24 protein-coding genes and 1 pseudogene are annotated in these 25,492 nt (G+C 73.3%); 6 read left to right on the top strand and 19 right to left on the bottom strand.

Annotation, left to right across the window (positions count from 1 at the left end; translation table 11 throughout):
* Positions 1-8 precede the first annotated feature (8 nt).
* The 7 genes from priA to amrb99_RS29885 form a co-directional block, all read right to left on the bottom strand.
* On the bottom strand, positions 9-728 hold the full coding sequence (priA, locus tag amrb99_RS29915) for a bifunctional 1-(5-phosphoribosyl)-5-((5-phosphoribosylamino)methylideneamino)imidazole-4-carboxamide isomerase/phosphoribosylanthranilate isomerase PriA (RefSeq protein WP_190862316.1): 720 nt from the start codon (positions 726-728) through the stop codon (positions 9-11).
* A 71-nt stretch (positions 729-799) separates the two neighbouring features.
* Positions 800-1,438 carry an imidazole glycerol phosphate synthase subunit HisH gene (gene hisH, locus amrb99_RS29910; RefSeq protein WP_190862315.1) on the bottom strand — a complete coding sequence of 213 codons (639 nt, stop codon included), beginning with the start codon at positions 1,436-1,438 and terminating at the stop codon, positions 800-802.
* Complete coding sequence (locus amrb99_RS29905) at positions 1,435-1,620, bottom strand: hypothetical protein (RefSeq protein ID WP_190862437.1); 186 nt, start codon at positions 1,618-1,620, stop codon at positions 1,435-1,437. The genes hisH and amrb99_RS29905 overlap by 4 nt, the downstream gene beginning before the upstream one ends.
* Positions 1,621-1,622: 2 nt before the next feature.
* Positions 1,623-2,216: an imidazoleglycerol-phosphate dehydratase HisB gene (gene hisB / locus amrb99_RS29900; RefSeq protein ID WP_190862312.1), complete on the bottom strand. Its 594-nt coding sequence runs from the start codon at positions 2,214-2,216 to the stop codon at positions 1,623-1,625.
* Positions 2,213-3,313, bottom strand: coding sequence for a histidinol-phosphate transaminase (locus amrb99_RS29895; RefSeq protein ID WP_190862310.1), 1,101 nt, complete (start codon positions 3,311-3,313; stop codon positions 2,213-2,215). The genes hisB and amrb99_RS29895 overlap by 4 nt, the downstream gene beginning before the upstream one ends.
* Complete coding sequence (hisD, locus tag amrb99_RS29890; RefSeq protein WP_190862308.1) at positions 3,310-4,617, bottom strand: histidinol dehydrogenase; 1,308 nt, start codon at positions 4,615-4,617, stop codon at positions 3,310-3,312. The genes amrb99_RS29895 and hisD overlap by 4 nt, the downstream gene beginning before the upstream one ends.
* Before the next feature lie 91 nt (positions 4,618-4,708).
* The gene (locus tag amrb99_RS29885; RefSeq protein ID WP_190862306.1) at positions 4,709-5,524 is read right to left on the bottom strand and encodes a PhzF family phenazine biosynthesis protein; all 816 of its coding nucleotides are present in this window, start codon (positions 5,522-5,524) and stop codon (positions 4,709-4,711) included.
* Positions 5,525-5,724: 200 nt separating this feature from the next.
* Here amrb99_RS29885 and amrb99_RS29880 point away from each other — a divergent pair, with 200 nt between their 5' ends.
* On the top strand, positions 5,725-6,387 hold the full coding sequence (locus tag amrb99_RS29880; protein WP_190862304.1) for an LON peptidase substrate-binding domain-containing protein: 663 nt from the start codon (positions 5,725-5,727) through the stop codon (positions 6,385-6,387).
* An 82-nt stretch (positions 6,388-6,469) separates the two neighbouring features.
* Entirely contained in the window at positions 6,470-6,982 is a 513-nt protein-coding gene (gene ybaK, locus amrb99_RS29875; protein WP_190862302.1) for a Cys-tRNA(Pro) deacylase, read from the top strand.
* On the opposite strand, the gene amrb99_RS29870 is transcribed toward ybaK, so the two are convergent.
* On the bottom strand, positions 6,866-7,468 hold the full coding sequence (locus tag amrb99_RS29870; RefSeq protein WP_347256919.1) for a hypothetical protein: 603 nt from the start codon (positions 7,466-7,468) through the stop codon (positions 6,866-6,868). The genes ybaK and amrb99_RS29870 overlap by 117 nt on opposite strands.
* 142 nt (positions 7,469-7,610) lie before the next feature.
* Between amrb99_RS29870 and amrb99_RS29865 the strand changes: the two genes are divergently transcribed.
* Positions 7,611-8,324, top strand: coding sequence for a DUF6882 domain-containing protein (locus amrb99_RS29865; RefSeq protein ID WP_190862299.1), 714 nt, complete (start codon positions 7,611-7,613; stop codon positions 8,322-8,324).
* Between the two features lie 119 nt (positions 8,325-8,443).
* On the opposite strand, the gene dnaE is transcribed toward amrb99_RS29865, so the two are convergent.
* Complete coding sequence (gene dnaE, locus amrb99_RS29860; RefSeq protein ID WP_190862420.1) at positions 8,444-11,974, bottom strand: DNA polymerase III subunit alpha; 3,531 nt, start codon at positions 11,972-11,974, stop codon at positions 8,444-8,446.
* Between the two features lie 475 nt (positions 11,975-12,449).
* Here dnaE and amrb99_RS29855 point away from each other — a divergent pair, with 475 nt between their 5' ends.
* The gene (locus amrb99_RS29855) at positions 12,450-12,845 is read left to right on the top strand and encodes a chorismate mutase (RefSeq protein WP_190862297.1); all 396 of its coding nucleotides are present in this window, start codon (positions 12,450-12,452) and stop codon (positions 12,843-12,845) included.
* A 63-nt stretch (positions 12,846-12,908) separates the two neighbouring features.
* On the opposite strand, the gene amrb99_RS29850 is transcribed toward amrb99_RS29855, so the two are convergent.
* The 3 genes from amrb99_RS29850 to amrb99_RS51525 form a co-directional block, all read right to left on the bottom strand.
* Positions 12,909-13,844, bottom strand: a complete 936-nt coding sequence (locus tag amrb99_RS29850) for an RluA family pseudouridine synthase (protein ID WP_190862295.1) — start codon at positions 13,842-13,844, stop codon at positions 12,909-12,911.
* Complete coding sequence (lspA, locus tag amrb99_RS29845; RefSeq protein ID WP_347256918.1) at positions 13,844-14,509, bottom strand: signal peptidase II; 666 nt, start codon at positions 14,507-14,509, stop codon at positions 13,844-13,846. The genes amrb99_RS29850 and lspA overlap by 1 nt, the downstream gene beginning before the upstream one ends.
* Before the next feature lie 68 nt (positions 14,510-14,577).
* Positions 14,578-14,907, bottom strand: a complete 330-nt coding sequence (locus amrb99_RS51525; RefSeq protein ID WP_347256925.1) for a TraR/DksA C4-type zinc finger protein — start codon at positions 14,905-14,907, stop codon at positions 14,578-14,580.
* Positions 14,908-15,805: 898 nt separating this feature from the next.
* Here amrb99_RS51525 and ileS point away from each other — a divergent pair.
* Positions 15,806-18,982: an isoleucine--tRNA ligase gene (gene ileS / locus amrb99_RS29835; protein WP_190862289.1), complete on the top strand. Its 3,177-nt coding sequence runs from the start codon at positions 15,806-15,808 to the stop codon at positions 18,980-18,982.
* A 253-nt stretch (positions 18,983-19,235) separates the two neighbouring features.
* A complete protein-coding gene (locus amrb99_RS29830; protein ID WP_347256917.1) occupies positions 19,236-20,015 on the top strand; it encodes a DUF1707 domain-containing protein in 780 nt (259 codons plus the stop codon).
* Positions 20,016-20,114: 99 nt separating this feature from the next.
* Here amrb99_RS29830 and amrb99_RS29825 read toward each other — a convergent pair whose 3' ends face one another.
* From amrb99_RS29825 to amrb99_RS29795, 7 genes and pseudogenes are all read right to left on the bottom strand, one after another.
* Positions 20,115-21,596, bottom strand: a complete 1,482-nt coding sequence (locus amrb99_RS29825) for a hypothetical protein (protein ID WP_190862287.1) — start codon at positions 21,594-21,596, stop codon at positions 20,115-20,117.
* Positions 21,597-21,735: 139 nt separating this feature from the next.
* Positions 21,736-22,686 (bottom strand): DivIVA domain-containing protein, encoded by a 951-nt coding sequence (locus amrb99_RS29820; RefSeq protein ID WP_190862285.1) that lies wholly within the window; start codon positions 22,684-22,686, stop codon positions 21,736-21,738.
* 49 nt (positions 22,687-22,735) lie between these two features.
* Complete coding sequence (locus tag amrb99_RS29815) at positions 22,736-23,020, bottom strand: YggT family protein (protein WP_151547235.1); 285 nt, start codon at positions 23,018-23,020, stop codon at positions 22,736-22,738.
* 21 nt (positions 23,021-23,041) lie between these two features.
* A complete protein-coding gene (sepF, locus tag amrb99_RS29810; RefSeq protein ID WP_190862283.1) occupies positions 23,042-23,578 on the bottom strand; it encodes a cell division protein SepF in 537 nt (178 codons plus the stop codon).
* Between the two features lie 104 nt (positions 23,579-23,682).
* Positions 23,683-24,414, bottom strand: a complete 732-nt coding sequence (locus amrb99_RS29805; protein ID WP_190862281.1) for a YggS family pyridoxal phosphate-dependent enzyme — start codon at positions 24,412-24,414, stop codon at positions 23,683-23,685.
* Positions 24,411-25,172: a peptidoglycan editing factor PgeF gene (gene pgeF, locus amrb99_RS29800; RefSeq protein ID WP_190862280.1), complete on the bottom strand. Its 762-nt coding sequence runs from the start codon at positions 25,170-25,172 to the stop codon at positions 24,411-24,413. The genes amrb99_RS29805 and pgeF overlap by 4 nt, the downstream gene beginning before the upstream one ends.
* Positions 25,169-25,492: pseudogene (locus tag amrb99_RS29795) on the bottom strand (cell division protein FtsZ); the annotation flags it as partial. The pseudogene amrb99_RS29795 and the gene pgeF, both read right to left, overlap by 4 nt.

The raw sequence follows: 25,492 nt of genomic DNA, 5'->3' as shown, positions 1-25,492 counted from the left end.
CTCCGCGCTCATCTCACGGCCTCCAGGGCCTCTTCCAGCGTGAACGCCTGCGCGTACAGCGCCTTGCCGACGATCGCGCCCTCGACGCCGGCCTCCACCAGCTTGGCGAGCTCGCGCAGGTCGTCGAGGGACGAGACGCCGCCGGACGCGACGACCGGCTTGTCGGTGCGGGAGCAGACCTCCCGCAGCAGCCCGGTGTTGGGGCCGCGGAGCGTGCCGTCCTTGGTGACGTCGGTGACGACGTAGCGGGGGCAGCCGTCGGCCTCCAGCCGGGCGAGGACCTCCCACAGGTCGCCGCCCTCGCGGGTCCAGCCGCGGGCGGCGAGCGTCGTGCCGCGCACGTCCAGCCCGACCGCGATCTTGTCGCCGTGCGAGGCGATGATCTTGCGGCACCAGTCCGGGTTCTCCAGCGCCGCGGTGCCGATGTTCACGCGGGCGCAGCCGGTCGACAGGGCCGCCTCCAGCGAGGCGTCGTCGCGGATGCCGCCCGACAGCTCCACCTTCACGTCCAGCCGCCCGGTCACCTCGGCGAGCAGCTCCCGGTTGGAGCCGCGCCCGAACGCCGCGTCCAGGTCGACCAGATGGATCCACTCCGCACCCGCGTCCTGCCAGGCCAGCGCGGCGTCGAGGGGGGCGCCGTAGGAGGTCTCGGTGCCGGCCTCGCCCTGCACCAGGCGGACCGCCTGGCCGTCGGCGACGTCAACGGCGGGAAGGAGCGTCAGAGTCATGCGGAAACCCTATCGATACAGGTGAACGTGCCCGGCGCGGGCGAGCGCCGGCGCGGTCAGGAGAGGCGCGGTCAGGAGAGGGTGGACAGCCAGTTGCGCAGGAGCCGCGCCCCCGCGTCGCCGGACTTCTCCGGATGGAACTGGGTCGCGCACAGCGGGCCGTTCTCGACCGCCGCGACGAACCGGTCCCCGTGCTCGGCCCAGGTGACCAGCGGCGGCTCGAGGGTGCCGGTCGGGTCGGGCTCCAGCTCCCAGCGGCGCGCCGCGTAGGAGTGCACGAAGTAGAACCGGGCGTCCGCGAGCCCCTCGAACAGGACCGAGCCGTCCGCGACGTCCACGGTGTTCCAGCCCATGTGCGGGACGACCGGCGCCTCCAGCCCGTCGACCGTGCCGGGCCACTCGTCGCAGCCCTCGGTGGTGACGCCGTGCTCGATGCCCTTGGAGAACAGGATCTGCATGCCGACGCAGATGCCGAGGACCGGCCGGCCCCCGGCGAGCCGGCGGCCGATGATCTGCTCGCCGCGCACCGCCCGCAGCCCCTGCATGCAGGCCGCGAACGCGCCCACGCCCGGCACGACCAGGCCGTCGGCGGCGAGCGCCGCGTCCCAGTCGGCGGTGACGGTGACGTCCGCGCCCGCGCGGGCGACGGCGCGCTCGGCCGAGCGCAGGTTGCCCGACCCGTAGTCGAGCACGACGACCTTCGGGTTCACAGCCACATCACTCCCCCGGCGAACGCCAGCCCCGCCAGGCACAGCACGACCAGCGCCGCGCCCTTCAGTCCCTGCTTGAGGAAGCTGTAGACGCCGGCGAGCAGGAACACCGCGACGGCGAAGACCGCGACGTTGAAGAACGTGAAGTGCAGTCCGCCCGTTTCCAGAGCCGCGGTGCCCACGGCTACAGGGCTCCCTTGGTGGACGGGATGCCGTGCACCTTCGGGTCGAACGCGACCGCGTCGCGCAGCGCGCGCGCCAGCGCCTTGAACTGCGCCTCGACGATGTGGTGGGCGTTGCGCCCGTACGGCACGTGGACGTGCAGCGCCACCTGGGCGTTCGACACGAACGACTCGAAGACGTGCCGGGTCATGGTGGTGTCGTACTCGGGGCCGATCATCGGGGCCATGCCCTCCGGCTCCACGTGCACCAGGTAGGGGCGGCCCGACACGTCCACGGTGACCTGGGCGAGCGCCTCGTCCAGCGGGATGGAGGCGTCGGCGAAGCGGCGGATGCCGGCCTTGTCGCCGAGCGCCTCGCGGAACGCCTGGCCGAGCGCGATCGCGGTGTCCTCGATCGTGTGGTGGCTGTCGATGTGCAGGTCGCCGGCCGTCTTGACGGTCAGGTCGAACGACCCGTGCTTGCCGAGCTGCGCCAGCATGTGGTCGAAGAACCCCACGCCCGTCGCCACGTCGACCTGGCCGGTCCCGTCCAGGTCGATCTCGACGAGGACCTGCGTCTCCTTGGTCCCGCGCTCGACTCGTCCCTTGCGCGTCACGAGCTCTCCTCCAGTACGTCCTTGAGGGCGGCGCGGAACGCGGCCGTCTCCTCGGGGGTGCCGACGCTCACCCGCAGCCACTCGGGCGGGCCGACCTCGCGGATCAGCACCCCGCGCTCCAGCAGCCCCTCCCAGATCCTCCGGCGGTCCGGGAACGTCCCGAACAGCACGAAGTTGGCGTCGGAGTCGGCCACCCGGAACCCCTCGGCGCGCAGCCACGCCACCAGGCCGTCGCGCTCGCGGCGCAGCGCCTCGACGGTGCCGAGCAGCTCCTCGCCGTGCGCGAGGGCGGTGCGCGCCACCGCCTGGGTGACGGCCGACAGGTGGTAGGGCAGCCGGACCAGCAGCAGCGCGTCGATCACGGCGGGGTCGGCGGCCAGGTAGCCGAGCCGGGTGCCCGCCATCGCGAACGCCTTGGACATCGTCCGGGTGACGATCAGCCGGGGGTGGCCGTCCAGCAGCGTCAGCGCCGACGGCGTGCCCGCCCGGCGGAACTCGCCGTAGGCCTCGTCGACGACGACCATGCCGGGCGCGGCGTCCAGGACGGCCTCGATGGCCTCCAGCGGCAGCGCGGTGCCGGTCGGGTTGTTCGGCGAGGTGAGGAACACGATGTCGGGCCGGTGCTCCTGCACGGCCGCGAGCGCGCGGGCCGGCTCCAGGCCGAAGTCCTCGTCGCGGAACGCGTCGATCCAGCGGGTCCCCGACACACCGGTGATGATCGGGTGCATCGAGTAGGACGGCTCGAAGCCGAGCGCGCTGCGGCCCGGCCCGCCGAACGCCTGCAGGATCTGCTGGATGATCTCGTTGGAGCCGTTCGCCGCCCACACCCGGCCGGCGGTGAGGCCGATGCCGGGCGTGTCGCTGTTGAGGAAGGCGGCGAGGTCGGTGCGGAGTGCGACGGCGTCGCGGTCGGGGTAGCGGTTCAGCGACCCGGCGACGTCCATGACGGCCTCGCCGAGCGCCTTCACCAGCCGCTCGGACGGGGGGTAGGGGTTCTCGTTGGTGTTCAGCGCGTACGGGACGTCCAGCTGCGGCGCGCCATAGGGCTCCCGGCCGCGCAGGTCGTCCCGCAGCGGCAGGTCGTTCAGTGAGGTCACGAAGGGATCTCCCAGTCGAAGCGTGCCTTGAGCGCCGCGCCGTGCGCGGGCAGGTCCTCGGCCTCGGCGAGCGCGACGACGCGCCCGGTGGCCTGGGCGAGGGCGTCGCGGTCGTACTCCACGACATGGACGCCGCGCAGGAACGTCTGCACCGACAGCCCGGACGAGTGGCACGCGCATCCGCCGGTCGGCAGCACGTGGTTGGACCCGGCGAGGTAGTCGCCGAGCGACACCGGCGCGTACCGGCCGACGAAGATCGCGCCGGCGTTGCGGACGCGGGCGGCGACGGCGGGCGCGTCGGCGGTGTGGATCTCCAGGTGCTCGGCGGCGTAGGCGTCGACGACCTTCAGGCCGTCGTCGATCCCGTCCACCAGCACGATGCCGGACTGCCGCCCGGCGAGCGCCTCGGTGATCCGCTCGGTGTGCTTGGTCCGCGCGACCTGCGCCTTCAGCTCCCGCTCGACCTCGTCGGCGAGCCGCACCGAGTCGGTGACCAGCACGGCGGCGGCGAGCACGTCGTGCTCGGCCTGGCTGATCAGGTCGGCGGCGACGTCCACCGGGTCGGCGGTGTCGTCGGCGAGGATCGCGATCTCGGTCGGGCCCGCCTCGGCGTCGATGCCGATCACGCCCTTGAGCAGCCGCTTCGCGGCGGCGACGTAGATGTTGCCGGGCCCGGTGACCAGGTCGGCGCGGCGGCACTCGTCGGTGCCGTAGGCGAACATGGCGATCGCCTGGGCGCCGCCGACGGCGTACACCTCCTCGACGCCGAGCAGCGCGCACGCCGCCAGGATCGTCGGGTGCGGCAGGCCGCCGAACTCCTTCTGCGCGGGCGAGGTCACGGCGAGGGAGCCGACGCCGGCCTCCTGCGCCGGGACGACGTTCATCACCACGCTGGACGGGTACACGGCGCGGCCGCCCGGCACGTACAGGCCGACGCGGCCGACCGGGATCCACCGCTCGGTGACGGTGCCGCCGGGCACGACCCGCGTGGTCGTGTCGGTGCGGCGCTGGTCGCGGTGCACCGCGCGGGCGCGGCGGATGCTCTCCTCCAGCGCCTCGCGGACGGCGGCGTCGAGCCCCGCGAGGGCCTGGTGGACGGCCTTGACCGGGACCCGGGTGCTCTCCAACTCGACCCCGTCGAGCGCCTTGGTGTGCTCCCGCACCGCCTGCGAGCCCCTATGGCGCACGTCCTCGCAGATCGGCCGCACCTTGTCCAGGGCGGCCTCGACGTCGAGTTCGGCGCGGGGCAGCACGGAGCGCGGGTCGCCGGGGAGCGAGCCGCGCAGGTCGATACGGGAAATCACGCGCCCAGTCTACGGAGTGGCCCCGGTCCCCCGTGCACCGTCTCACGTGCCGAGACGCCCGTGTCGCCGGTGTCCGGGGACGTGCCGCGGGTCACACCCGCAGCGTCCCGTCCAGCACGGTGACGGCCGCACCGGACACGATCACGCGGTCGCCGCGCAGCGCGGTGCGGACGAGGCCGCCGCGCTCGGACGCCTGGTAGCCGGTCAGCGCGTCCCGGCCGAGCCGCTCGGCCCAGAACGGGGCGAGCGCGCAGTGCGCCGACCCGGTCACCGGGTCCTCGCCGTCGCCGAGCAGGACCCGGGCGGCGAAGAACCGGGACACGAAGTCGTGCCCGTCGGCCCCGCCGTCGGCGCGGGCGGTGACGATCACGCCGCGCCCGTCGATCCTCCCGAGCGCCGCCATGTCGGGGGCGAGCCCGCGCACCGTCTTCTCGTCCGCGAGCTCGACGAGGAGGTCGTCCTGGACGTTGCGGCCCGTCCAGCCGACCTCGGTGCCGAGCGCCTCGGCCAGCCCCGCCGGGGGCACGACGGGCTCGGGCGGGCAGGACGGGAAGTCCATCGCCAGCCCGCCGTCCCCGTCCCGGGTGACGGTGAGCACGCCGCTCTTCAGCGTCCGGAACCGGATGGAGCGGTCGGCCGGGACGGTCCCGGTGTCGTAGAGGGCCTGCGCGGCGCCCATGGTGGCGTGCCCGCAGAGCGCCACCTCGACCAGCGGCGTGAACCAGCGCAGCTCGAAGTCCGCGCCGGGCTCGTCGACGGGGCGGACGAACGCGGTCTCGGAGTGCCTCATCTCGGCCGCGACCCGCTGCATCCACGCGGCGTCGGCGGGCGCGTCCAGCAGGCAGACCCCGGCGGGGTTCCCGGCGAACGGGCGGTCGGTGAAGGCGTCCACGACGAGGATCCTCATGCCGCCGACGCTACCCGCGGCGCCCGCCGCGGCGGCACGGCCAATCGGACGGAAGTGGCCCGGCCGCCCCGGACTGGACGAGAGCGTGACACACGCTTCACACTGTGAAAAATCACCCCTTACCAAGATCATCGACACCGGCGTACGCTGGCGTCGAGGGCGTCCCCGGCCGGCGCGGGAAGGCGCGGGAAAGAGGCGACATGACCGAGCGGCTCCCGCTGTTCCCGCTGGGCACCGTGCTGTTCCCCGGCCTGGTGCTCCCGCTGCACCTGTTCGAGGAGCGGTACCGGCTCCTCATCGGCGACCTGCTCGAACGGCCCGAGCCGCGCGGCTTCGGCGTGGTCGGCATCGAGCTCGGCCACGAGGTCGGCGAGGACGCGGCGCACCGCCTGTCCGGGGTCGGCTGCCTGGCCGAGCTGCGCGAGGCGCGGCGCCATCCGGACGGCCGCTACGACATCGTCACCACCGGGACGCGCCGCTTCCGCGTCAAGGAGCTGGACCGGTCCCGCCCCTACCTGCAGGGCGAGGTGGAGTTCCTCCCGGAGGAGCCCGGCGCCGACCCCGGGCCCGCCGCCCGGCGCGTGCGGCGGCTGTTCCGGCTCTACCGGGAGCGGCTGTCGGCCGCCGGCGCCGGCCCGGTCGACGACCCGGCCCTGCCGGACGACCCGGTCGCGCTGTCGTACCTGATCGCGGCGTCGGTCGTGCTCGACGGGCACGAGAAGCAGCGGCTGCTGGAATGCGAGGACGCGGCACTGCGGCTCGCCGCCGAGCGCGAGCTGCTGGTCCGGGAGAACCGGATCCTGGACTCCCTGCCGATGATCCCGGCCGGGCAGTTCCTCGACGGCTCGTTCACCCTGAACTGACCGGGGAGCCCGGGGGCCGTCCCCTCGGCGGGGCACCGAGCCGGTCGCGCCCGGGGCCGGAGATCACGGCAGACTGTCCCCCATGAGCAAGCGGGCAGGGGCAGGGGGCGGGAAGGCGGGCGGCCAGGGCACGCCCGCGACGGTCGCCGCCGCCAAGGCCGGGATCGAGTTCACCGTGCACGCCTACGAGCCGGCTCCGGACGCCGAGTCCTACGGCGCGGCGGCGGCCGACGCGCTCGGCGTCCCGCACGACCGGATCTTCAAGACGCTGGTGGCGGAGGTGGACGGGCGGCTGACCGTCGGGGTCGTCCCGGTGTCGGGGTCGCTGGACCTGAAGGCGCTGGCCGCGGCGGCGGGCGGGAAGAAGGCGGCGATGGCGCACCCGCGCGACGCCGAGCGCGCCACCGGCTACGTGGTCGGCGGGATCAGCCCGCTGGGCCAGCGGCGCCGGCTGCCGACGGTGATCGACGCGTCGGTGTCAGCCCTCGCGACCGTCTACGTCTCGGCCGGTCGGCGCGGACTCCAGATCGAGGTCGTCCCCGCCGACCTCGTCGCCCTCACCGGCGCCACCGTCGCCGCGATCGCCCGGGGGTAGCCGGCGGACGAGCACCTCCAGCAGCCCGTACGCGGCGACCGCCGCGACCGGCCAGAACACCAGCACGCCCTTGGCGCGCAGGTCGGCGACGCCGGTGACGGTGGCGCCGTCGCGGGCGTGCCGGACCACGTCGTCGTAGTGGCCGAGCCCGATCAGGTGCCCGGTCTTCCAGGCGAGCAGCGACGCGGCCGCGCCGCCGGCGGCGATGCCGAGGATCAGCGCGATGTCGTTGCGGCGGCCGCGCGCGGCGTAGGCGGCGACGCCGCAGAGCAGGCCCGCCACCAGCCCGATCAGCGCGAACCTGCCGTCGATCCCGACCGGGCCCTCGCCTTCCGGATCGGCGATCAGCGGCTCACCTTGGATGATCACATATGTGACCTTGGGGATGGTGTTCGCCCACAGCAGCCCCGCGAGCGGCCCGAGCGGCGTCACGATGGCGGTGGTGACCAGCCAGGTCGTCAACTGCCTGCCGGTCGGTCGCCGCACTGCGTACGCTCCTCGATGGAAGTGTCCTCTGACAGCGAAAGCCTAGCCTGCCCAGGTCAGCCGATCGACAATCGAATGGTGTCCCATTCCCGTCTCGATTCACGCCCGCGACCGCCCCGGTTACTGGGATAATGTGCCCGACATGTCCGGATTCAGTCCCGCGTTCGAACGCCTCGGCGCCGCCCTGGCGGCCGTCGTCCTGCAGCAGCAGGAGACGCTCGCCGAGTTCCTCCCGCGCGAGGACTGGAGCGCCGACCTCACCGCCCGCACCTATACCAGCGGCGGCGTGACCGTCCGCGTCTCGCTGCTCGGCTCCTACGCCGCGCGCGAGCGCACCTGGCTGTGGGGGTGGGCGAACCCGCAGTTCGGCGACGCCCATCCCGCGGTCGTCCCGACGCTGGTGATCCGCGCGCTCGGCGAGCGGCTCGGCATCACCGAGTTCACCACGCCCGAGGTCGACCTGTCCTGGTACGACGGGCCCGCCGGGCACGGCGGCGAGCTGATCGCGATGGCGGCGGGCGGGGTGCTGCGCGGCGCCGGCTACATCGGCGCGGGCTACGACGGCGGCTCGGCCTACCTGCACGTCGACGACCCGCAGGTGCCGGCGGCCGGCTGGGACCCGATCCCGGTCCCGCGGCTGCTGGCCGGGGCGACGAGCCTGTTCCCGCACGAGCCGCGGCTCACCCTCGCGGGGCTGCTGTCGCACCACCGGATCGCCTACCGGCAGAGCGACGAGCTGACCGAGATGCGGCTGCCCGGCGGCGGTGGAGCCCGCGCGCTGTTCGACGGCCTCGGCCGCTTCGTCGACTGGCAGGCCGACCTCGCGCACGCGGCGCCCGCCGCGGTCCGCGGCTGACCGGCGACCGCTCCCGGTCGTTCCCCGGCTGATCGCACGGCGGCGCGGGGTCCGCACCGACCGCTACCGGACACCATCACCGGTGCCCCCTCCCGGTGCCGGGAGGGGGCGGGACGCGGCTAGCCCAGGCAGGACGGGCCGAGGAGCTGCTTCAGATCCCCCATCAGCGCCGGGGACGGGGCGACGCGCAGCCGGTCGTCCAGCCGGACGACCGTGGTGCGCGGCCCGTTCTGCAGGTGCAGGTGCACCTCCGACGTGCCCGGATGGGTGATCAGCACCTCCTTCAGCCGCGACACCGTCGGCGGCGTGCAGCGGCCGAGCGGCAGCGTCACCGCCAGCGGGCCGGTGCCCTCGGTGATGGTCAGGTCCGGCTGGGTGACCTCCATCGCGATGATCTTCGCGACGTCCTCGCGGCGGTCCAGCTTGCCCTTGACGATCAGGATCGCGTCCTCGGCGAGCAGCGTGGAGCACAGCTGGTACGACGACGGGAAGCACAGCACCTCGATGGAGCCGCCGAGGTCCTCCAGCTGGAACATCGCCCACGAGTTGCCCTGCTTGGTGACCTTGCGCTGCAGGCCCGACAGCAGCCCCGCGACGACGACGATCTGCCCGTCCGGCCGCTCGCCCCCGTTCAGCACCGCGATCGTGCAGTCGGCCTCCCGCTCCAGGATGTGCTCGACGCCGAGCAGCGGGTGGTCGGAGACGTACAGGCCGAGCATCTCCCGCTCGAAGGCCAGCAGGGTGGTCTTGTCCCACTCCTCGCCCTCGGGGATCGCGACGGCGAACGCGTCCTCGCCGCCCTCCTCCTCCAGCGCGCCGAACAGCGAGTCCTGCCCGACGGCCTCCTTGCGCTTGATGTCGATGACCGAGTCGATCGCCTGCTCGTGCACCATCAGCAGCGCCTTGCGCTGGTGCCCGAGCTCGTCGAACGCGCCCGCCTTGATCAGCGACTCCACGACCCGCTTGTTGCAGACCTGCGACGGGACCTTGTTGAGGAAGTCGTTGAAGTCGGTGTAGGCGCCCTTCTCCTTGCGGGCCGCGACGATCCCGTCCACCACGTTGTGGCCGACGTTGCGGACCGCCGACAGCCCGAAGCGGATCTCGGTGTCGCCCAGCGGGGTGAAGTCGGCCTCGGAGGTGTTGACGTCCGGCGGCAGGACCTTCAGCCCCATCCGGCGGCACTCCGACAGGTAGAGGGCGCTCTTGTCCTTGTCGTCGCCGACGGACGTCAGCAGCCCCGCCATGTACTCGGCCGGGTAGTTCGCCTTGAGGTAGGCGGTCCAGTAGGAGACCAGGCCGTACGCGGCGGAGTGCGCCTTGTTGAACGCGTAGTCGGAGAACGGGACCAGGATGTCCCACAGCGTCTTGACGGCCTCCTTCGAGAAGCCGTTGTCGAGCATGCCCTTCTCGAACCCGACGTACTGGGCGTCCAGCTCGGCCTTCTTCTTCTTGCCCATGACGCGGCGGAGCAGGTCCGCTTTGCCGAGCGTGTAGCCCGCCACCTTCTGCGCGATCGCCATGACCTGCTCCTGGTAGACGATCAGGCCGTAGGTGGTGTCGAGGATCTCCTTGAGCGGTTCCTCCAGCTCGGGGTGGATCGGGGTGATCTCCTGCTGGCCGTTCTTGCGCAGCGCGTAGTTGGTGTGCGAGTTCGCGCCCATCGGGCCCGGCCGGTACAGGGCGCCGACGGCGGAGATGTCCTCGAAGTTGTCCGGCTTCATCAGCCGCAGCAGCGAGCGCATCGGGCCGCCGTCGAACTGGAACACCCCGAGGGTGTCGCCGCGGGCGAGCAGGTCGTAGGTCGGCTGGTCGTCCAGCGGGAGGGCGAGCAGGTCGACGTCGACGCCCTTGTTCTTCTTGATCCCCTTGAGCGCGTCGTCGATGATCGTCAGGTTCCGCAGGCCCAGGAAGTCCATCTTCAGCAGGCCGAGCGTCTCGCAGGTCGGGTAGTCGAACTGCGTGATGATCGCGCCGTCGGCGTCCCGGCGCATGATCGGCACGTGGTCGGTGATCGTCTCACCGGACATGATGATCCCGGCGGCGTGCACGCCGGTCTGCCGGATCAGCCCCTCCAGGCCCTGCGCCAGATCCATGATCTGCTTGACGTCGGTCTCTTCCTCGTACAGCTTGCGCAGCTCGCCGGCCTCGCCGTAGCGGGGGTGCTTCTCGTCGAAGATGCCCGACAGCGGGATGTCCTTGCCCATGACGGCGGGCGGGAACGCCTTGGAGATCCGGTCGCCGAGCGCGTACGGGAAGCCGAGGACGCGGCCGGCGTCCTTGATGGCGGCCTTCGCCTTGATGGTGCCGAACGTGGCGATGAAGGAGACCTTGTCGGCGCCCCACTTCTCCGTCGTGTACTTGATGACCTCGGCGCGCCGGTCTTCAGGGAAGTCGATGTCGATGTCGGGCATGGACGCGCGCTCGGGGTTCAGGAACCGCTCGAAGATCAGCCCGTGCGGGATCGGGTCGAGGTCGGTGATGCCCATCGCGTAGGCGATCAGCGAGCCCGCCGCGGACCCTCGTCCCGGCCCGACCAGGATGCCGTTCTCCTTGGCCCACATGATGAAGTCGGCGACGACGAGGAAGTAGGACGGGTACCCCTTGCCGAGGATGACGCCCATCTCGTACTCGGCCTGCTCCTTGTACCCCTCGGGCAGGCCGTCGGGGAAGCGCCGCTCCAGGCCCTTCCAGACCTCCTTGCGGAACCAGCTCTCCTCCGTCTCGCCCTCGGGGACGGGGAAGCGCGGGCTGAGGTCGCGGTGCTCGAACATCCCCGTGGGGTCGACCTTCTCGGCGAGCAGCAGCGTGTTGCGGCAGCCCTCGGCCCAGATGTCGGACGAGTCGATCGCGCGCATCTCGTCGGCGGTCTTGAGGTAGTAGCCGGACCCGTCGAACCGGAACCGGTCGGGGTCGGCGAGCTGCTTGCCGACCTGCACGCACAGCAGCGCGTCGTGCGCGGTCGCCTCGGACTCGTGGGTGTAGTGCGAGTCGTTGGTCACCAGCGGCGGGATGTTCAGCTTCTTGCTGATCTCGATCAGGCCGTCGCGGACGCGGCGCTCGATGTCGAGCCCGTGGTCCATCAGCTCGAGGAAGTAGTTGTCCTTGCCGAGGATGTCCTGGAAGGTCGCGGCGGCCTTGAGCGCCTCGTCGAACTGGCCGAGCCGCAGCCGGGTCTGGATCTTGCCGGACGGGCAGCCGGTCGTGCCCATCACGCCCTCGGCGTGCTCGGCGAGCAGCTCCTCGTCCATCCGCGCGTACTTGAAGACGAAGCCCTCGGTGTAGGCGCGGCTCGACAGCTTGAACAGGTTGTGCAGGCCGGCCTTGTTGCGCGCCCACAGCGTCATGTGGTTGATCAGGCCGCCGCCGGAGACGTCGTCGCGCTTCTGGCTCGGCTCGCCCCACTGGACCTTCTTCTTGTGGAAGCGGGACTCGGGCGCCATGTACGCCTCGATGCCGATGATCGGGGTGACGCCGGCGGCGGTGGCCTGCTTGTGGAAGTCGTAGGCCCCGTGCATGTTGCCGTGGTCGGTCATCGCGATCGCCGGCATCTTCTGCCGCCCGACCTCCTCGAACATCTGCTTCAACCGGGCGGCTCCGTCGAGCATGGAGTACTCGGTATGAACATGCAGGTGAACGAAAGAGTCGGCCATGCCCGCTGCGCCTCCTGATGCTCGCATGCGACCGCCCACGTGCGTGGCCCGCACGTGGTCGCGGTATCGGTCCCGGGGGAAGAACGCCGTCCCGGCGGGGTCGCCGGGATGACGCGGTCCTGAGAGCCTAACCCCGTCCGGGGGCCGTCCGCTCCCCGACTCGCCCACCGTCTCCCGCGTCACATCCGGCACTCGGGGCCGCGCCCGCCGCACCCCCTCCGGGCCGTCTCACGACCCGAGACGGACGTCCGGGATTTGACTGGGGCCGGGCGCTCCGCCGTACCATCGGCGCGTGGAACGTCGCCATTTCGGGTTTACGCGGCCGGCTCCGGGCGAGCCGGTCGGCACGACGACCTGAGCGACGACCCCGGAGCCGGCCAAGGCGGAGACCCACTCGGGCTCCGCCTTTTCCATTGGACGCGGCCCCGGGCACGGACCCCCGCACGGCGCGGCCGCCGCGAGAAGGGAGACCGAGATGCACGACCAGGTCATCGACGCCACCGGCGGCACCCCCGACGTCCCCGGGCCGTCCTGCCCGGCCTGCGGGCCCGCGGGCGCCCCAGCGGAGGCGGCCGCCCCGCTGCTGCGCGTGCCGCTGCCGTCCGTCGAGGAGCTGGCGACCGTGGACGAGGCGCGCGCGGCGATCGACGGGCTGGACGCGGCGCTGGCCGTGCTGCTGGAGCGCCGCGCCGCCGTCGCCGCCCTCGTCCAGCGACTCAAGCCCGTCGGCGGGTTCGCGGGCCGCGACCCGGACCGGGAGCGCGCGATCGTCGACGCGATGGCCGAGCACGCCCCCTCCCTCGGCCGCGACGGGCTCGCGAAGATCATGAGCGCGGTCATCGAGGCCGGCCTGGCCGCCGCCGAGCGCTGACCGCGGAACGCTGACAGCCCGCGGCCCAGGGCGCGCGAGGCGCGCGCGCCCCTGGGCCGCCGGTCAGGACTCGTTGGAGACGATCTCCAAGGCGCGGGCCAGGTCGTCGGGGTACGGGCTCTCGAACTGCACCCAGTCGCCCCGCGTCGGATGCTCGAAGCCCAGCCGGACGGCGTGCAGCCACTGCCGGCGCAGGCCGAGCCGCTCGGCGAGGGTCGGGTCGGCGCCGTAGGCCATGTCCCCCGCGCAGGGATGCCGGATCGCCGACATGTGCACGCGGATCTGGTGCGTCCGGCCCGTCTCCAGGTCGATGTCCAGCAGCGTGGCGGCGCGGAACGCCTCCACGGTGTCGTAGTGCGTCACCGACGGCTTGCCGCCCGCCACGACCGCGAACCGGCCGTCGCCCGACGGGTGCCGGTCGATCGGCGCGTCCACCGTCCCGCGGAACGGGTCCGGGTGGCCCTGCACGAGCGCCTGGTAGCGCTTGTCGATGCGGCGCTCCTTGAACGCCCGCTTGAGCCGCGAGTAGGCGACCTCGCTCTTGGCCACCACCATCGCGCCCGTGGTGTTGGCGTCCAGCCGGTGGACGATCCCCTGCCGCTCGGACGCGCCGCTGGTCGCGATCGTGTGCCCGGCGCCGAGGAGCCCGCCGAGGACGGTCGGGCCCGTCCAGCCGGTCGTCGGATGGGCGGCGACCCCGACCGGCTTGTTCACCACGACGATGTCGTCGTCCTCGTACAGGATCCCCATGCCGGGCACGGGCTCGGCGACCGCCGCGGGCGGCGCCGGGGGCGGCGGCAGCGTCACCTCCAGCCACGCGCCGGCCTGCACCCGCTCGGACTTGGTCGCGACCTCCCGGCCGTCCAGCAGGACGTCGCCGGCGGCGATGATGTCGGCGGCCCCGCCCCGCGACACCCCGAACAGCCGGGCCAGCGCGGCGTCGACCCGCTCGCCCTCCAGCCCGTCCGGCACGTGGAGGCTGCGCACCTCACCGCCCATCAGGGCTTCTCCTCGCGCGCCGGGACGTCCTCGTCCCCGGCCGCCGGGGAGGCGGTGCCGTCCTGCGCGGGCGTCTCGCCGCCGGTGCGCGGCGCGGTCCCGGGGGCCTTCGCGTCCTTCGCCGCGGGCGGCTCCTCGGCGGCGGGCGGCTCGGCGGAGGCCCCGTCCGGCCCCCCGTCCCCGTCCTCGTCGCCGTCCTTGCCGGCCAGGCGCGTCCCGTCGATCTGGAGGCCGCGCGCCGCGAGCACGACGGCCAGCACGCCGCCGCACACGATCGCCGAGTCCGCCAGGTTGAACACCGGGTAGTGCGGGAACTCGATCCAGTCGACGACATGGCCCTTCAGCGGCGCCGGGGCGCGGAAGAGCCGGTCGAGCAGGTTGCCGATCGCGCCGCCGAGCAGCAGCCCCAGGCAGACCGCCCAGGGCAGGCTGCGCAGGTTGCGGGCGGTGCGCAGGATCGCCACCACCACGCCGCAGGCGATCACGGTGAAGACGATCGTGTAGCCGGTGCCGATCGAGAACGCGGCGCCGCTGTTGCGGGTCTCGCGCAGCGTCAGCAGCCCGCCGAGCAGCCGGACCGGCGCCCGGTCCTGCAGCGTGGCCACCACGATGGTCTTGGACACGATGTCGGCGGCGAGCGCGGCCAGGGCCACGGCGATCAGCACGCCGACGCGGCGCGGCCGGGGAGATCCCGTGGATTCCCCGGCCCCTCCGTCAGGGTTCGTTTGGTCGCTCAGCGACGTTCCTCGCGTTGTTTGCATGTCACACACAGGGTCGCACGCGGGAAGACCTGGAGGCGCGCCTTGCCGATCGGTTCGACGCACGACTCGCAGATCCCGTACGTGCCGGCTTCCATTCGCTGGACGGCCCGCTCGATCTGGGCCAGGAGGTCCCGTGAATTGTATGCGAGCGCCAGCTCGTGCTCGCGCTCGTACGTCTTGGCGCCCGCGTCGGCCTGGTCGTCCCCGGCGCCCTCGCTGATGTCGCCCTCGGCGATCTGCACCGCGGACGCCGCGATCTCCTCGCGCAGCGCGACGATCTGCTCCTCCAGCCCGGCCCGCACCTCGGCGAGCTCCGAGGCCGTCCAGTGCCCCTCGCCCGCGCGGACGGGGAGGTCCGCGGCCTTCGCGGCGGCCTCGCCCCCGCCGGACCCGCCGCGGCCGGACCCGGCCGCGGCCTTCCCGCGCTTGGCGGCGGGCTTGGCCGCCCGGGACCCGCCGGCGGACCTGGTCGCGGGCGCCGTGCCCGCCGAACCCTTGGCCGCGGGCGCCTTCGCCGCGCCCTGCCGCGTGCTCCGGCCCTTCTTGCCGGCCGGCGCCGTCCTCGCGGACGACCCCGTCTCGCCGGACGGCGCCGTCTCGCCAGAGGGCACCGCGCCCTTTCCCGCGCCGGCCATGGTGGCCTCCTCAGCGCTGATCGCCTCGACAGGCAGTGCGGGCAGCATAAGTCCCCTTTCGCGGGCCGGGTAAACACCCTGGGTCGGTTACCGACCGCTTATGCCCGGCGCCCGCTCACAAGGAAACTCCAGCGAATAGCAGGAGATCGCAAAGGAACCTCATCACCGGGGCCGGTCCCCGGCGAGCCCCCTCGGAACGCGATAACGGGAAGAGGACGGTGGCCGCGTGCGTTAGAGTCGTGACGAGCAGTCTTGTGGCAGGCGCTGATGGGGACACCTGCCGCCGAACGCGGCCATGAGCGACCCGGGGACGGTGCGAGCCCGGGGGCGAGCCCGGCGGCCTGATCACCCCGGAGCCGCCGGAAGAACCGCCCCGGACCACTAGTCCGCGGGCCCAGTAGACCCGGCAGCCGAGACTCGAACGAAGCGGGCCGCGCATGTCCGGGCGACCGGGCGCGCGGTCAAGGAGGGTGGTACCGCGGGTCCCCGCTCGGCCGGTCCGGGCAGGCGTCTCGTCCCTCCGGTCCACGTGCCGAGTTACGCGCCGATCCGGAGGTCCGCCCAAGTGAGCCGTAGTTTCCGGCCGCTGCCCGCGCAGGTCGATCTGCCCGCCATGGAGCGGGACATGCTGCGCCGCTGGCGGGAGAGCAAGGTCTTCGAGCGGTCCCTGGAGCGCACCGCGTCCGGGACCCCCTGGGTCTTCTACGAGGGCCCGCCCACCGCGAACGGCATGCCCGGCGTCCACCACGTCGAGGCGCGCGTGTTCAAGGACATCTTCCCGCGCTTCAAGACCATGAAGGGCTACCACGTCCCCCGGAAGGCCGGCTGGGACTGCCACGGCCTGCCCGTCGAGGTGGCCGTGGAGAAGGAGCTCGGCCTCACCGGCAAGAAGGACATCGAGGAGTACGGCGTCGCGGAGTTCAACGACCGCTGCCGCGAATCGGTCCTGCGCCATGTGGACGCGTTCGAAGAGATGACCGAGCGCATGGGCTACTGGGTCAACACCGACCAGGCGTACCGGACGATGGACCCCGAGTACGTCGAGGCCGTCTGGTGGTCCCTCAAGCAGGTCTTCGACAAGGGCCTGCTGTTCCGCGACTTCCGCATCACCCCGTACTGCCCGCGCTGCGGCACCGGCCTGTCCGACCACGAGCTGGGCCAGCCCGGCGGGTACGAGAAGGTGTCGAGCCCGTCGGTGTACGTGCGGATGCCGGTCACGTCCGGCCCGCTCGCCGAGCTGGGCGCCGCGCTGCTGATCTGGACGACGACGCCGTGGACGCTGGTGTCCAACACCGCCGTGGCCGTCCACCCGGACGTCACCTACGTCGCCGCCCGCCCCGCCGGGTCCGACGAGATCCTCGTGGTGGCCGAGCCGCTCCTCGACCAGGTCCTCGGCGAGGGCGCCGAGCGCCTCGCGACCTACCAGGGCCGCGAGCTGGAGCGCACCACCTACAGGCGGCCGTTCGAGCTGGTCGACATCCCCGACGCGCACTACGTCGTGCTCGGCGACTACGTGACGATCGAGGACGGCACCGGGCTCGTCCACCAGGCGCCCGCGTTCGGCGCGGACGACATGACCGTCTGCAAGAACTACGGCATGCCGATCGTCAACCCGATCGGGCCGGACGGCCGGTTCCTGCGCGAGGTGCCCCTCGTCGGGAACAAGTTCTTCAAGGACGCCGACGAGCCGCTCACCGACGACCTGCGCGCGCGGGGGCTGCTGTACCGGGGCGGCCACTTCGAGCACAGCTACCCGCACTGCTGGCGCTGCCACACGCCCCTGCTGTACTACGCGCTCCCCGCCTGGTACATCCGCACCACCCAGATCAAGGACCGGCTTCTCGAGGAGAACGACAAGACGAACTGGTTCCCCGAGACCGTCAAGACCGGCCGGTACGGCGAGTGGCTGCGCAACAACGTCGACTGGTCGCTGTCCCGCAGCCGCTACTGGGGCACTCCCCTGCCGCTGTGGGTGTGCGGCGACGACGAGGACCACATCACCTGCGTCGGCTCCCTCACGGAGCTGGGCGAACTCGCCGGAAGCGACATGTCCGGCCTCGACCCGCACCGCCCGTACGTCGACGACGTCACGTTCCCCTGCCCGCAGTGCGGCACCGAGGCGCGCCGCGTCCCCGACGTCATCGACGCCTGGTACGACTCGGGCTCCATGCCGTTCGCCCAGTGGGGCGCGCCGCACCGCAACAACGACGTCTTCGAGAACACCTACCCGGCCCAGTACATCTGCGAGGCGCAGGACCAGACCCGCGGCTGGTTCTACTCCCTCATGGCGGTCGGGACGCTGGTGTTCGACAGGTCGTCCTACGAGAACGTCCTGTGCCTCGGCCTCATCCTCGCCGAGGACGGCCGCAAGATGAGCAAGCACCTCGGCAACGTGCTGCGCCCCATCCCGCTGATGGACCAGCACGGCGCCGACGCGCTGCGCTGGTTCATGCTCGCCAGCGGCCTGCCCTGGGCGTCCCGCCGGGTCGGCAACGCCGCCCTGGAGGAGATCGTCCGCAAGGTCCTGCTGACCTACTGGAACACCGCGTCCTTCTTCGTCCTGTACGCGAACGCGGCGCAGGCGCAGGGCAAGGCGTGGACGCCGGACCGGCTCGGTGAGGCGCCCGCGCCCGCCGACCGCCCGCTGCTGGACCGCTGGGCGCTCGCCGAGCTGCACCGCACCGTCCGCGAGGTGGACGCGTCGCTGGAGCAGTTCGACACCGCCCGCGCCGGGCGCCGCCTCGCCGAGTTCGTCGACGACCTGTCCAACTGGTACGTCCGGCGGTCCCGCCGCCGCTTCTGGGAGGGCCCCGAGACGGCCGAGGGCGCCGCGGCGTTCGCGACGCTCTACGAGTGCCTGGAGACCCTCACCCGGCTGATGGCGCCGATGGTGCCGTTCATCACCGACCACGTGTGGGACGTCATCCGGCCCGAGGGCGGCCCCGAGTCGGTGCACCTCGCCGACTGGCCCGCGGTGGACGAGGACCTCCTCGACGCCGACCTCACCGCGCAGATGGCCCTCGTCCGGCGGCTGGTCGAGCTCGGCCGGTCCGCGCGCGCCGCCAGCGGCGTCCGCACCCGCCAGCCGCTCGGCCGCGCGCTCGTCGGCGCCGCCGGCTGGACGGCGCTGCCCGAGCAGCTGCGCGCCCAGATCGCCGAGGAGCTGAACGTCCAGGCGTTCGAGGAGCTGTCCTCCATCGGCGTCGACCTCGTCGAGTACGAGGTCAAGCCGAACTTCCGGGAGCTCGGCAAGCGGTACGCCAAGGACACCCCGAAGGTCGCCAAGGCCGTCACGTCCGCCGACCCCGCCGCGCTCGTGCACGCGCTGCGCGACACCGGCGCCGCCGAGGTCGACGCCGAGGGGGTCGGCGCGGTGAGCCTGTCGCCCGGCGACGTGATCGTCACCGAGCGGCCGCGCAGCGGCTGGGCGGTGGAGAGCGCCGCGGGCGAGACCATCGCCCTCGACCTCACCGTCACCGCCGAGCTGCGCCGCGCCGGGCTCGTCCGGGAGGCCGTCCGGCTCGTCCAGGAGGCCCGCAAGGCCGCCGGGCTGGACGTCACCGACCGGATCGAGCTGTGGTGGCAGGCCGCCGGCGACGACCTCGCCGAGGCGCTGCGCGCCCACGGCGAGGAGGTCGGCGCCGAGGTGCTCGCCACGTCCGTCACCGAGGGCCGTCCCGAGGGCCTCACCGCCGGCCGCGACGACGAGCTCGGCCTGACGTACTGGCTCCGCAAGTCTTAGTCGTCCCAGGGGGGCGACCCCCTGGAACCCCCGTCGCGACCGACAGGCTGTTTCGCCGCTCCGCCAACGCTCCGCGGCGAAACAGCCTGTCAGTCGTCGGGCAGGCCCGCTGCGCTCGCTGGCGCTCGCTCCGCGTGCCTGCCCGTGGCCGGTGGCCTGGGTCCGGCCTTCCACGACGTGTTCGACCGGGTCGGAAGGTCGGGTTTTTCGCGACACATCGCGTTTGGGTTGTCGCGTTTGCGATGATGGTCCCGTGAACCTTCCCGAGCAGCCCTCCGAGCCCGATGCCCCCGCGCGCATGCGCGCCTCGGACGCCGACCGCGACCAGGTCGCCGACCGTCTGCGCGAGGCCCTCGCGGAGGGCCGCATCACGCCGGAGGAGCACGCCGAGCGCATCGACGCCGTCTACCGGGCCAAGACCTACGCCGACCTCGAACCGGTCCTCGCCGACCTGCCGTCCGAGCAGGCGCCGCGGCCGAAGGTGCGCCTCCACAAGGACGAGGCGCCGCTGCCGCCGCCCGTCCCGCAGTCGCCGAACCTCGTGGCGATCTTCAGCGGGGTGACCCGCCGGGGACGCTGGCTCGTCGAGCCGACCACCAACGTCTCGTGCGTGTTCGGCGGCGTCGACCTGGACTTCCGGCAGGCCGTCCTGAGCCAGGGCGAGGTCACCGTCAACGTCAGCTGCCTGTTCGGCGGCATCGACATCACGGTGCCGCCCGGCGTGCGGGTGACCAACTCCGCCGCGATGGTGTTCGGCGGCGCCGACCTGCCCGACGACGTCACCGACCCGGACGCGCCGCTGATCCGGCTCACCGGCATGGTGATCTTCGGCGGGATCAACGTGCACCGCCGCGAGGCCGGCGAGCGGCCCTCCCGGCGCGACCGGCACCTGGAGCGCCACCGGCGGCACCTGGAGCGGATGGAGGAGCACCACGAGCGGATGCTGGAGCGGCACTCGGACGTGCACCGGCGCCGCGACGAACGCCGCGAGCGCCTCCGCGAGCTCCGCGCCGAACGCCGCCGCCACCGCTGACCCGCCCGCTCCCGGACGACGGGAGCGGGCCGCCCCGGACGGCGGTCACGCCGCCGGGCGGCCCGTCTCACGGCAAGTGCGGAAGGGGTGCCGGGACGTTCAGTCCCGCGCGTGCTCCCGGTCGGGCTGGCAGACGAGGCAGGGCGTGCAGCCGCGGGCCTTGGCCTCGGCGCGCGACAGCGCCTCCAGGTCGTCGGCCTCGTCGCCGATGTCCTCGATGAGCGCGCAGTCGGTGCGGTGGTAGCGCTTCGTGCCGCTGAGGATGCGGACCTGCGGGCCGTCGTCGTCGGCGTCCGCCGCCTCGGCGGGTTCGGCGGGCTCGTCGTGGCCGTCGTGGTCGTCGTCGGCGGGCCGCTCGTCCGCGGCGGGCTCGGCGGGCGCGGGCACGGCCGCCTCGTCGGCGTCGCGGGGACGCGGGGCGGCCGCCTCGCCCAGGTTCAGCGGATCGGCGCCGAGGTCGGTGGTCACGTCGGTCGGCCCGGATCCGGCGGGCCGCTCCTCCGCGTGCGGGGCCTCCCGCTCGGGCTCCGGCTCCCGCACCGGCGGCTCGGGCGCCTCGAACGTCTCGGGCGTCTCGGGCGTCTCGGACGCCTGCGGCTCGTCGGCGGGCTCCTCGGCCCGCTCGGGCTCCCGCGGCGCCAGACCGGCGACGGGGATGTCCGTCAGCGTCGGCCCGACGGGGCTGCGGAACGAGGCCGGGGCGCTCTCCGGCTCCGGGTCGGGGTCGGCGGGCGAGGACGGCCAGGCGGACGGCACACGGCCGGACGGCGCCTCCGCGTGGCGACCGGCCGACGGGCGGTCGTGCTCCGGCTCGCCCGGCTCCGGGACGCGGGGGATCTCCGTGGTCGGGCCGAAGGGCGGGGGCGCGGAGTGGGGCGCGGAGTGGGGCGCGGAGGGAGCGGCGTGCGCGGGCTTCGCCAGCCCGGCCAGGCCGCCCTCCGGACCGGCCGCGGAGCGCTCCACGCCGGGCTTGGTGAGGTCGGGGCCGTCCGTGACCGTCCTGCCCGGGCCGGGTGACCCGGGTTCCGACGCCGCGGCGCGCGCCGCCAGTGCGGTGTCGGGCATGCAGGCGGTGCAGGGGCTGAACCCCTCCTCCTTGGCCTCGGCGTAGGTGAGCTCCTCGGTGTCGCGCCCGGCGAGCTGCCGGCACGTGTCGAGGTGGTAGCGCTTGCGTCCGCGCACGACGAACACCAGGGCGTCGTCGGGCACGTCGACGGGCTGGACGGGGATCTCGACCTCGTCGTCGGGCTCGGCCGGGGCGTCCAGGGCCGGCCGGGTCGCCGCGGGGGCGCCGGACGCGCTCTTGGCCGCGGGCACCGGCGGAGCCGGCCGCGGGCGCTTGGCCTTCCCGCCCTTCCTGGCCGGCGCGGCGGGGGCCCCGGTGCCGAAGAGCTCCTTGCGGCGCAGGAACACCCCGATGGCCAGGCACAGCGCGGAGACGATGCTGACGGCGATCGAAATGTAGATCACCACCAGCGCGTCCAGGCCGAAGACCTGTGCGCTGTCTCCGTTGCCGGCGACGATCCCCGCAACCAGCAGGGCGATCGCCGCCACCACGAGAACGCCACTCAGGATGATCACAGGGTCTCTCCCCCTCGTTCGGACCGCTCGGCTCCGGGCCGCCCTTCAGGCCCAGGTGTCACGCCGACGCCGCCGGGACGGCGGCGATGCCATCCTCGGCGCGGCGATCGGAACGACACTATCGCCTGCGGTGCCCGCGTCAGCGCCTCTCGTGCGGCGGGTTGTCACCGCCGCCGGAGTGGAACGCGCCGGTCGCCGAGTGCTGCACCTGCTGGGTGTGCTCGGCGGGCGACGGGAAGGTCGGCCCGGCGGGGTTGGAGCCGGCTCCGCCGTTGCGGTTCTCGCTGTGCGGCAGCTGGCTCTGCGGGCCCGGCTGCGGCGCGGGCTGCGAGACGGACGGCTGCTGCGGCCCGGTCGGCTGCGCCATCGAGGGCGCCGCGCCCGGGACGGCGGCGAACGCGCCGGTCTCGGTGCTGCCGGCCTCCAGGTCGCGCAGCTGGCCCTCCAGGTACACCTTCAGGCGGCTGCGGTACTCGCGCTCGAAGGCGCGCAGGTTGTCGACCTCGCGCTCGAGCTCCTCGCGCTGCTGCACGAGCGAGCCCATGACCTGGCGGTGCCGCTCCTGGGCGTCGCGGTCGAGGGCCTCGGCGCGGGAGCGGGCCTCGCTGACGATCTGGTCGGCCTGCCGGCGGGCCTTGCCGAGGATCTCCTCGGCCTCGCGGCGGGCGCGGCCGAGCGTCTCGTCGGCCTCGCGGCGGGCGTCGGCGATCGCCTGGTCGGCGGTCTGCTGCGCCAGCGCCAGCACGCGCGCGGCGGTGTCCATGTTGTCCTCGCCCGTGGGCGCCGGCGCCATGCCGAGGCCGAGGGGGACGGGCTCCGGCTCGGGCTGCGGCTGCGGCTCGGGGCGGGGAGGCTCCGGGATCTTCTGAACGTCCGGCTTGGGCTCCACGATGGGGGCGGCCATGGCGGGGACCTTGCCACGGAGGCACTCGGCGAGCTTGGCCCGCAGCTCCTCGTTCTCCTGGATGAGGCGGTCGAGCTCGGCCTCGACCTCGTCGAGGAAGGCGTCCACCTCCTCCTCGTCGTACCCCGGCCTCAGCCTGGTGGTACTGAACTGCTTGTTCCGCACATCGGCGGGTGTCAGCGGCATGTTCGTCTCCTTGGCGCGCTTGGAGTCTGTCCCAAAGGACGGTATCCGATCAGAGCCTCTGCACGAAGATGATCAAGACCCACACCACAAAGATGAGGAAGGTGAAACTGAGGTCCAGCGCCACGTTACCCAGCCGTATGGGAGGGATGAAACGCCTCAGCAGCTTCAGCGGCGGATCGGTGATGGTGTAGGTCGCCTCGGCGATCACGAGCACCACCCCTCTGGGACGCCACTGCCTGGCGAACGACTGCAGCACCTCCAGGATCAGCCTGCCGATCAGGAACAGCAGGAAGATGTACAGGAGGTACGTCAGCACCTGTCCAACGATGTTCACGGACACTCTCGCATGTGGCTGTCAGCTTTGGTTGAAGAACCCTCGTTCTGCCATCCGGGCCTTGTCCTCCGCGGTCACCTCCACGTTGGCGGGTGAGAGGAGGAACACCTTGTTGGTAACACGCTCGATGCTCCCGTGCAGGCCGAACACGAGACCCGCCGCGAAGTCGACGAGCCGTTTGGCGTCGCTGTCGACCATCTCGGTCAGATTCATGATCACCGGTGTGCCCTCACGGAAGTGCTCCCCGATGGTCCTCGCCTCGTTGTAGGTCCTAGGGTGCAGCGTAGTGATGCGCGCAAGGTCGGTGGTACCGGACTCGTAGAGCGCCACGGAGCGTCGCTCCGGGGGTGACACCGCGTGATGATCGCGTTCCCGGTCCGCGGTCTCCTCGGCTCGGGTAAGCTGACCGCCGGATTCGTCCTCGCGACGGCGCCCCTGACCGGGGTCGGTCTCGTCGTCGTAGGGCTCGTAGTCGTACTCGTCGCCGTACTTGTCGTCGTAGCGGTCGTCCTCCACCAGGCCGAGGTAGACCGCCATCTTGCGCATCGCGCTGGCCATACGCCCCTCCGTGTCCTGTGGCCGCGGCACCCCGGCGCCTCCGGCACCGCTGGACCGATCCGTCTACGTGGGCCCGCGTTCCGGCAGGTACCACTCCCGGGACATTACCTGACGATTGCCCGTCGGCCGCCGAGCAACGCCGTACCGATGCGCAGGTGTGTCGCGCCGCACGCGATCGCCTGCTCCAGATCACCGCTCATGCCCGCAGAGACGATCCGGGCGTCCGGATGGTTCCGCCGCAATCGCGCCGCGACGGCGGCGAGCCGCTCGAAGGCGGGCAGCGGGTCGGCGCCGAGCGGCGCGACGGCCATCAGCCCGCCGAGCTCCAGGCCGCCGGCCTCGGCGATCGCGTCGGCGAGCGCCGGGACGTCGGCGGGGGCGGCGCCGCCGCGGTGCTCGGCCTCGTCCAGCGAGACCTGGACGAGGCAGCGCAGCGTGCGGCCGGACCGGACGGCGGCGTCCGACAGCGCGGTGACCAGCCGGGACCGGTCGACCGAGTGCACGACGTCGGCGTAGGAGGCGACCGCGCGGGCCTTGTTGGTCTGGAGCCGGCCGACGAAGTGCCAGGTGAGCGGCAGGTCGGCGCATTCGGCCGCCTTGGGCCGCGCCTCCTGGTCGCGGTTCTCGCCGACCTCGGTGAGGCCGAGTCCGGCCAGCAGCCGCACGTCGGAGGCGGGGAAGGTCTTGGTCACCGCGATCAGGGTGAGCTCGGCGGGGTCGCGCCCGGCGGCGGCGCAGGCGGCGGCGATCCGGTCGCGGACCTCCGCGAGGCTCTCGGCGAGCTCCGCGCGCCGCTCGTCCGGGGCCGGAGCGCCGCTCGGCGCGCCGGAGGTCACGCGCCACCTCGCGTGGAGGAGCGGCCCTCGTCCTCGAGCCAGACGAATCCGGCGAACCGGCCGGTGCGGCCGTCGCGGCGGTAGGAGAAGAGGCCGGGCGTCTCGATGGTGCAGCGCGGGTCGACGCGGACGTCGTCCACCCCGCTCGCCGCGAGCTGCGCGGCGATCCCGGCGCGGATGTCGAGGCCCGGGGTGCCCTTCGCGGTCGTCGCGTGCGCGGCGGGCACCACGGCGGCGACCTCGTCGCGCATCTCGGCGGGCACCTCGTAGCAGCCGCCGCACGCGGCGGGGCCGATCGCGGCGCGGATGCGCGCGGGGTCGGCGCCGCGCTCGCACATCGCCTTGACCAGCGCGGGGACGACGCCGGCGGCGGTGCCGGGCCGACCGGAGTGGGCCGCGCCGGCCACCCCGGCGGCGGGGTCGGCCAGCAGGACAGGGGCGCAGTCGGCGACGAGCACCGCGAGGACCAGGCCGGGGACGGTGGTGACGATCGCGTCGACCGGGCCGTGGTCGCCGGCGTCGGCGGGGGCGGTGACGAACGCGACGTCGGCGCCGTGCACCTGCCGCATCCAGACGGTGCGCGCGGGGTCGACGCCGAGCGCGGCGGCGGCGCGCCGCCGGTTGGCGGTGACGGCGGCCGGGTCGTCGCCGACCGCTCCGCCGAGGTTGAGGGAGTCGTAGGGGGCCGTGCTCACGCCGCCGGACCGCCCGGTGAAGGCGGCGCCGACGCCGTCGCCCAGGGCGACGGTGGTGATCACTTCAGGAAGTCGGGCACGTCGAGGTCGTCGTCCTCGTCGAACACGACCGGACGGCGGCGTCCTCCGGCGGGGGCGGGGCCGCCGTCGTTCTCGCCGGCGTGCACCCGGGAGGGGGACGACTCGGCGGACGGGCGCGGCGCGGGGGCGCGCGAGCCGGACTCGGCGGAGCCCTGGTCGCGGTCGGCGTGCTGCGCCGGCGGGGAGGACGGCTGCGACTCGCCGCGGGCGGGCTCGGAGCGGGACGGGTCGCCGGGAGGCGACCCGCCGCGGCCGCCGGCCCGGTCGTCGCCGGCCGGTCCCGGGGAGCGCTCGGCCTCGGG

The organism is Actinomadura sp. RB99 (genome assembly GCF_014706005.1).
Classification (GTDB): domain Bacteria; phylum Actinomycetota; class Actinomycetes; order Streptosporangiales; family Streptosporangiaceae; genus Spirillospora.
This window is presented reverse-complemented; position numbering and strand designations above follow the sequence as displayed.

Excerpts from the sequence above, each read along its gene's own strand:
- amrb99_RS29850 (WP_190862295.1), bottom strand. The coding sequence starts at position 13,844 with ATGGGCGGTGAGGTGCGCAGCCTCCACGTGCCGGACGGGCTGGAGGGC.
- amrb99_RS29820 (WP_190862285.1), bottom strand. The coding sequence starts at position 22,686 with ATGCCGCTGACACCCGCCGATGTGCGGAACAAGCAGTTCAGTACCACC.
- amrb99_RS29885 (WP_190862306.1), bottom strand. The coding sequence starts at position 5,524 with ATGAGGATCCTCGTCGTGGACGCCTTCACCGACCGCCCGTTCGCCGGG.
- priA (WP_190862316.1), bottom strand. The coding sequence starts at position 728 with ATGACTCTGACGCTCCTTCCCGCCGTTGACGTCGCCGACGGCCAGGCG.
- amrb99_RS29865 (WP_190862299.1), top strand. The coding sequence starts at position 7,611 with ATGTCCGGATTCAGTCCCGCGTTCGAACGCCTCGGCGCCGCCCTGGCG.
- amrb99_RS29855 (WP_190862297.1), top strand. The coding sequence starts at position 12,450 with ATGCACGACCAGGTCATCGACGCCACCGGCGGCACCCCCGACGTCCCC.
- dnaE (WP_190862420.1), bottom strand. The coding sequence starts at position 11,974 with ATGGCCGACTCTTTCGTTCACCTGCATGTTCATACCGAGTACTCCATG.
- amrb99_RS29880 (WP_190862304.1), top strand. The coding sequence starts at position 5,725 with ATGACCGAGCGGCTCCCGCTGTTCCCGCTGGGCACCGTGCTGTTCCCC.
- ybaK (WP_190862302.1), top strand. The coding sequence starts at position 6,470 with ATGAGCAAGCGGGCAGGGGCAGGGGGCGGGAAGGCGGGCGGCCAGGGC.
- sepF (WP_190862283.1), bottom strand. The coding sequence starts at position 23,578 with ATGGCCAGCGCGATGCGCAAGATGGCGGTCTACCTCGGCCTGGTGGAG.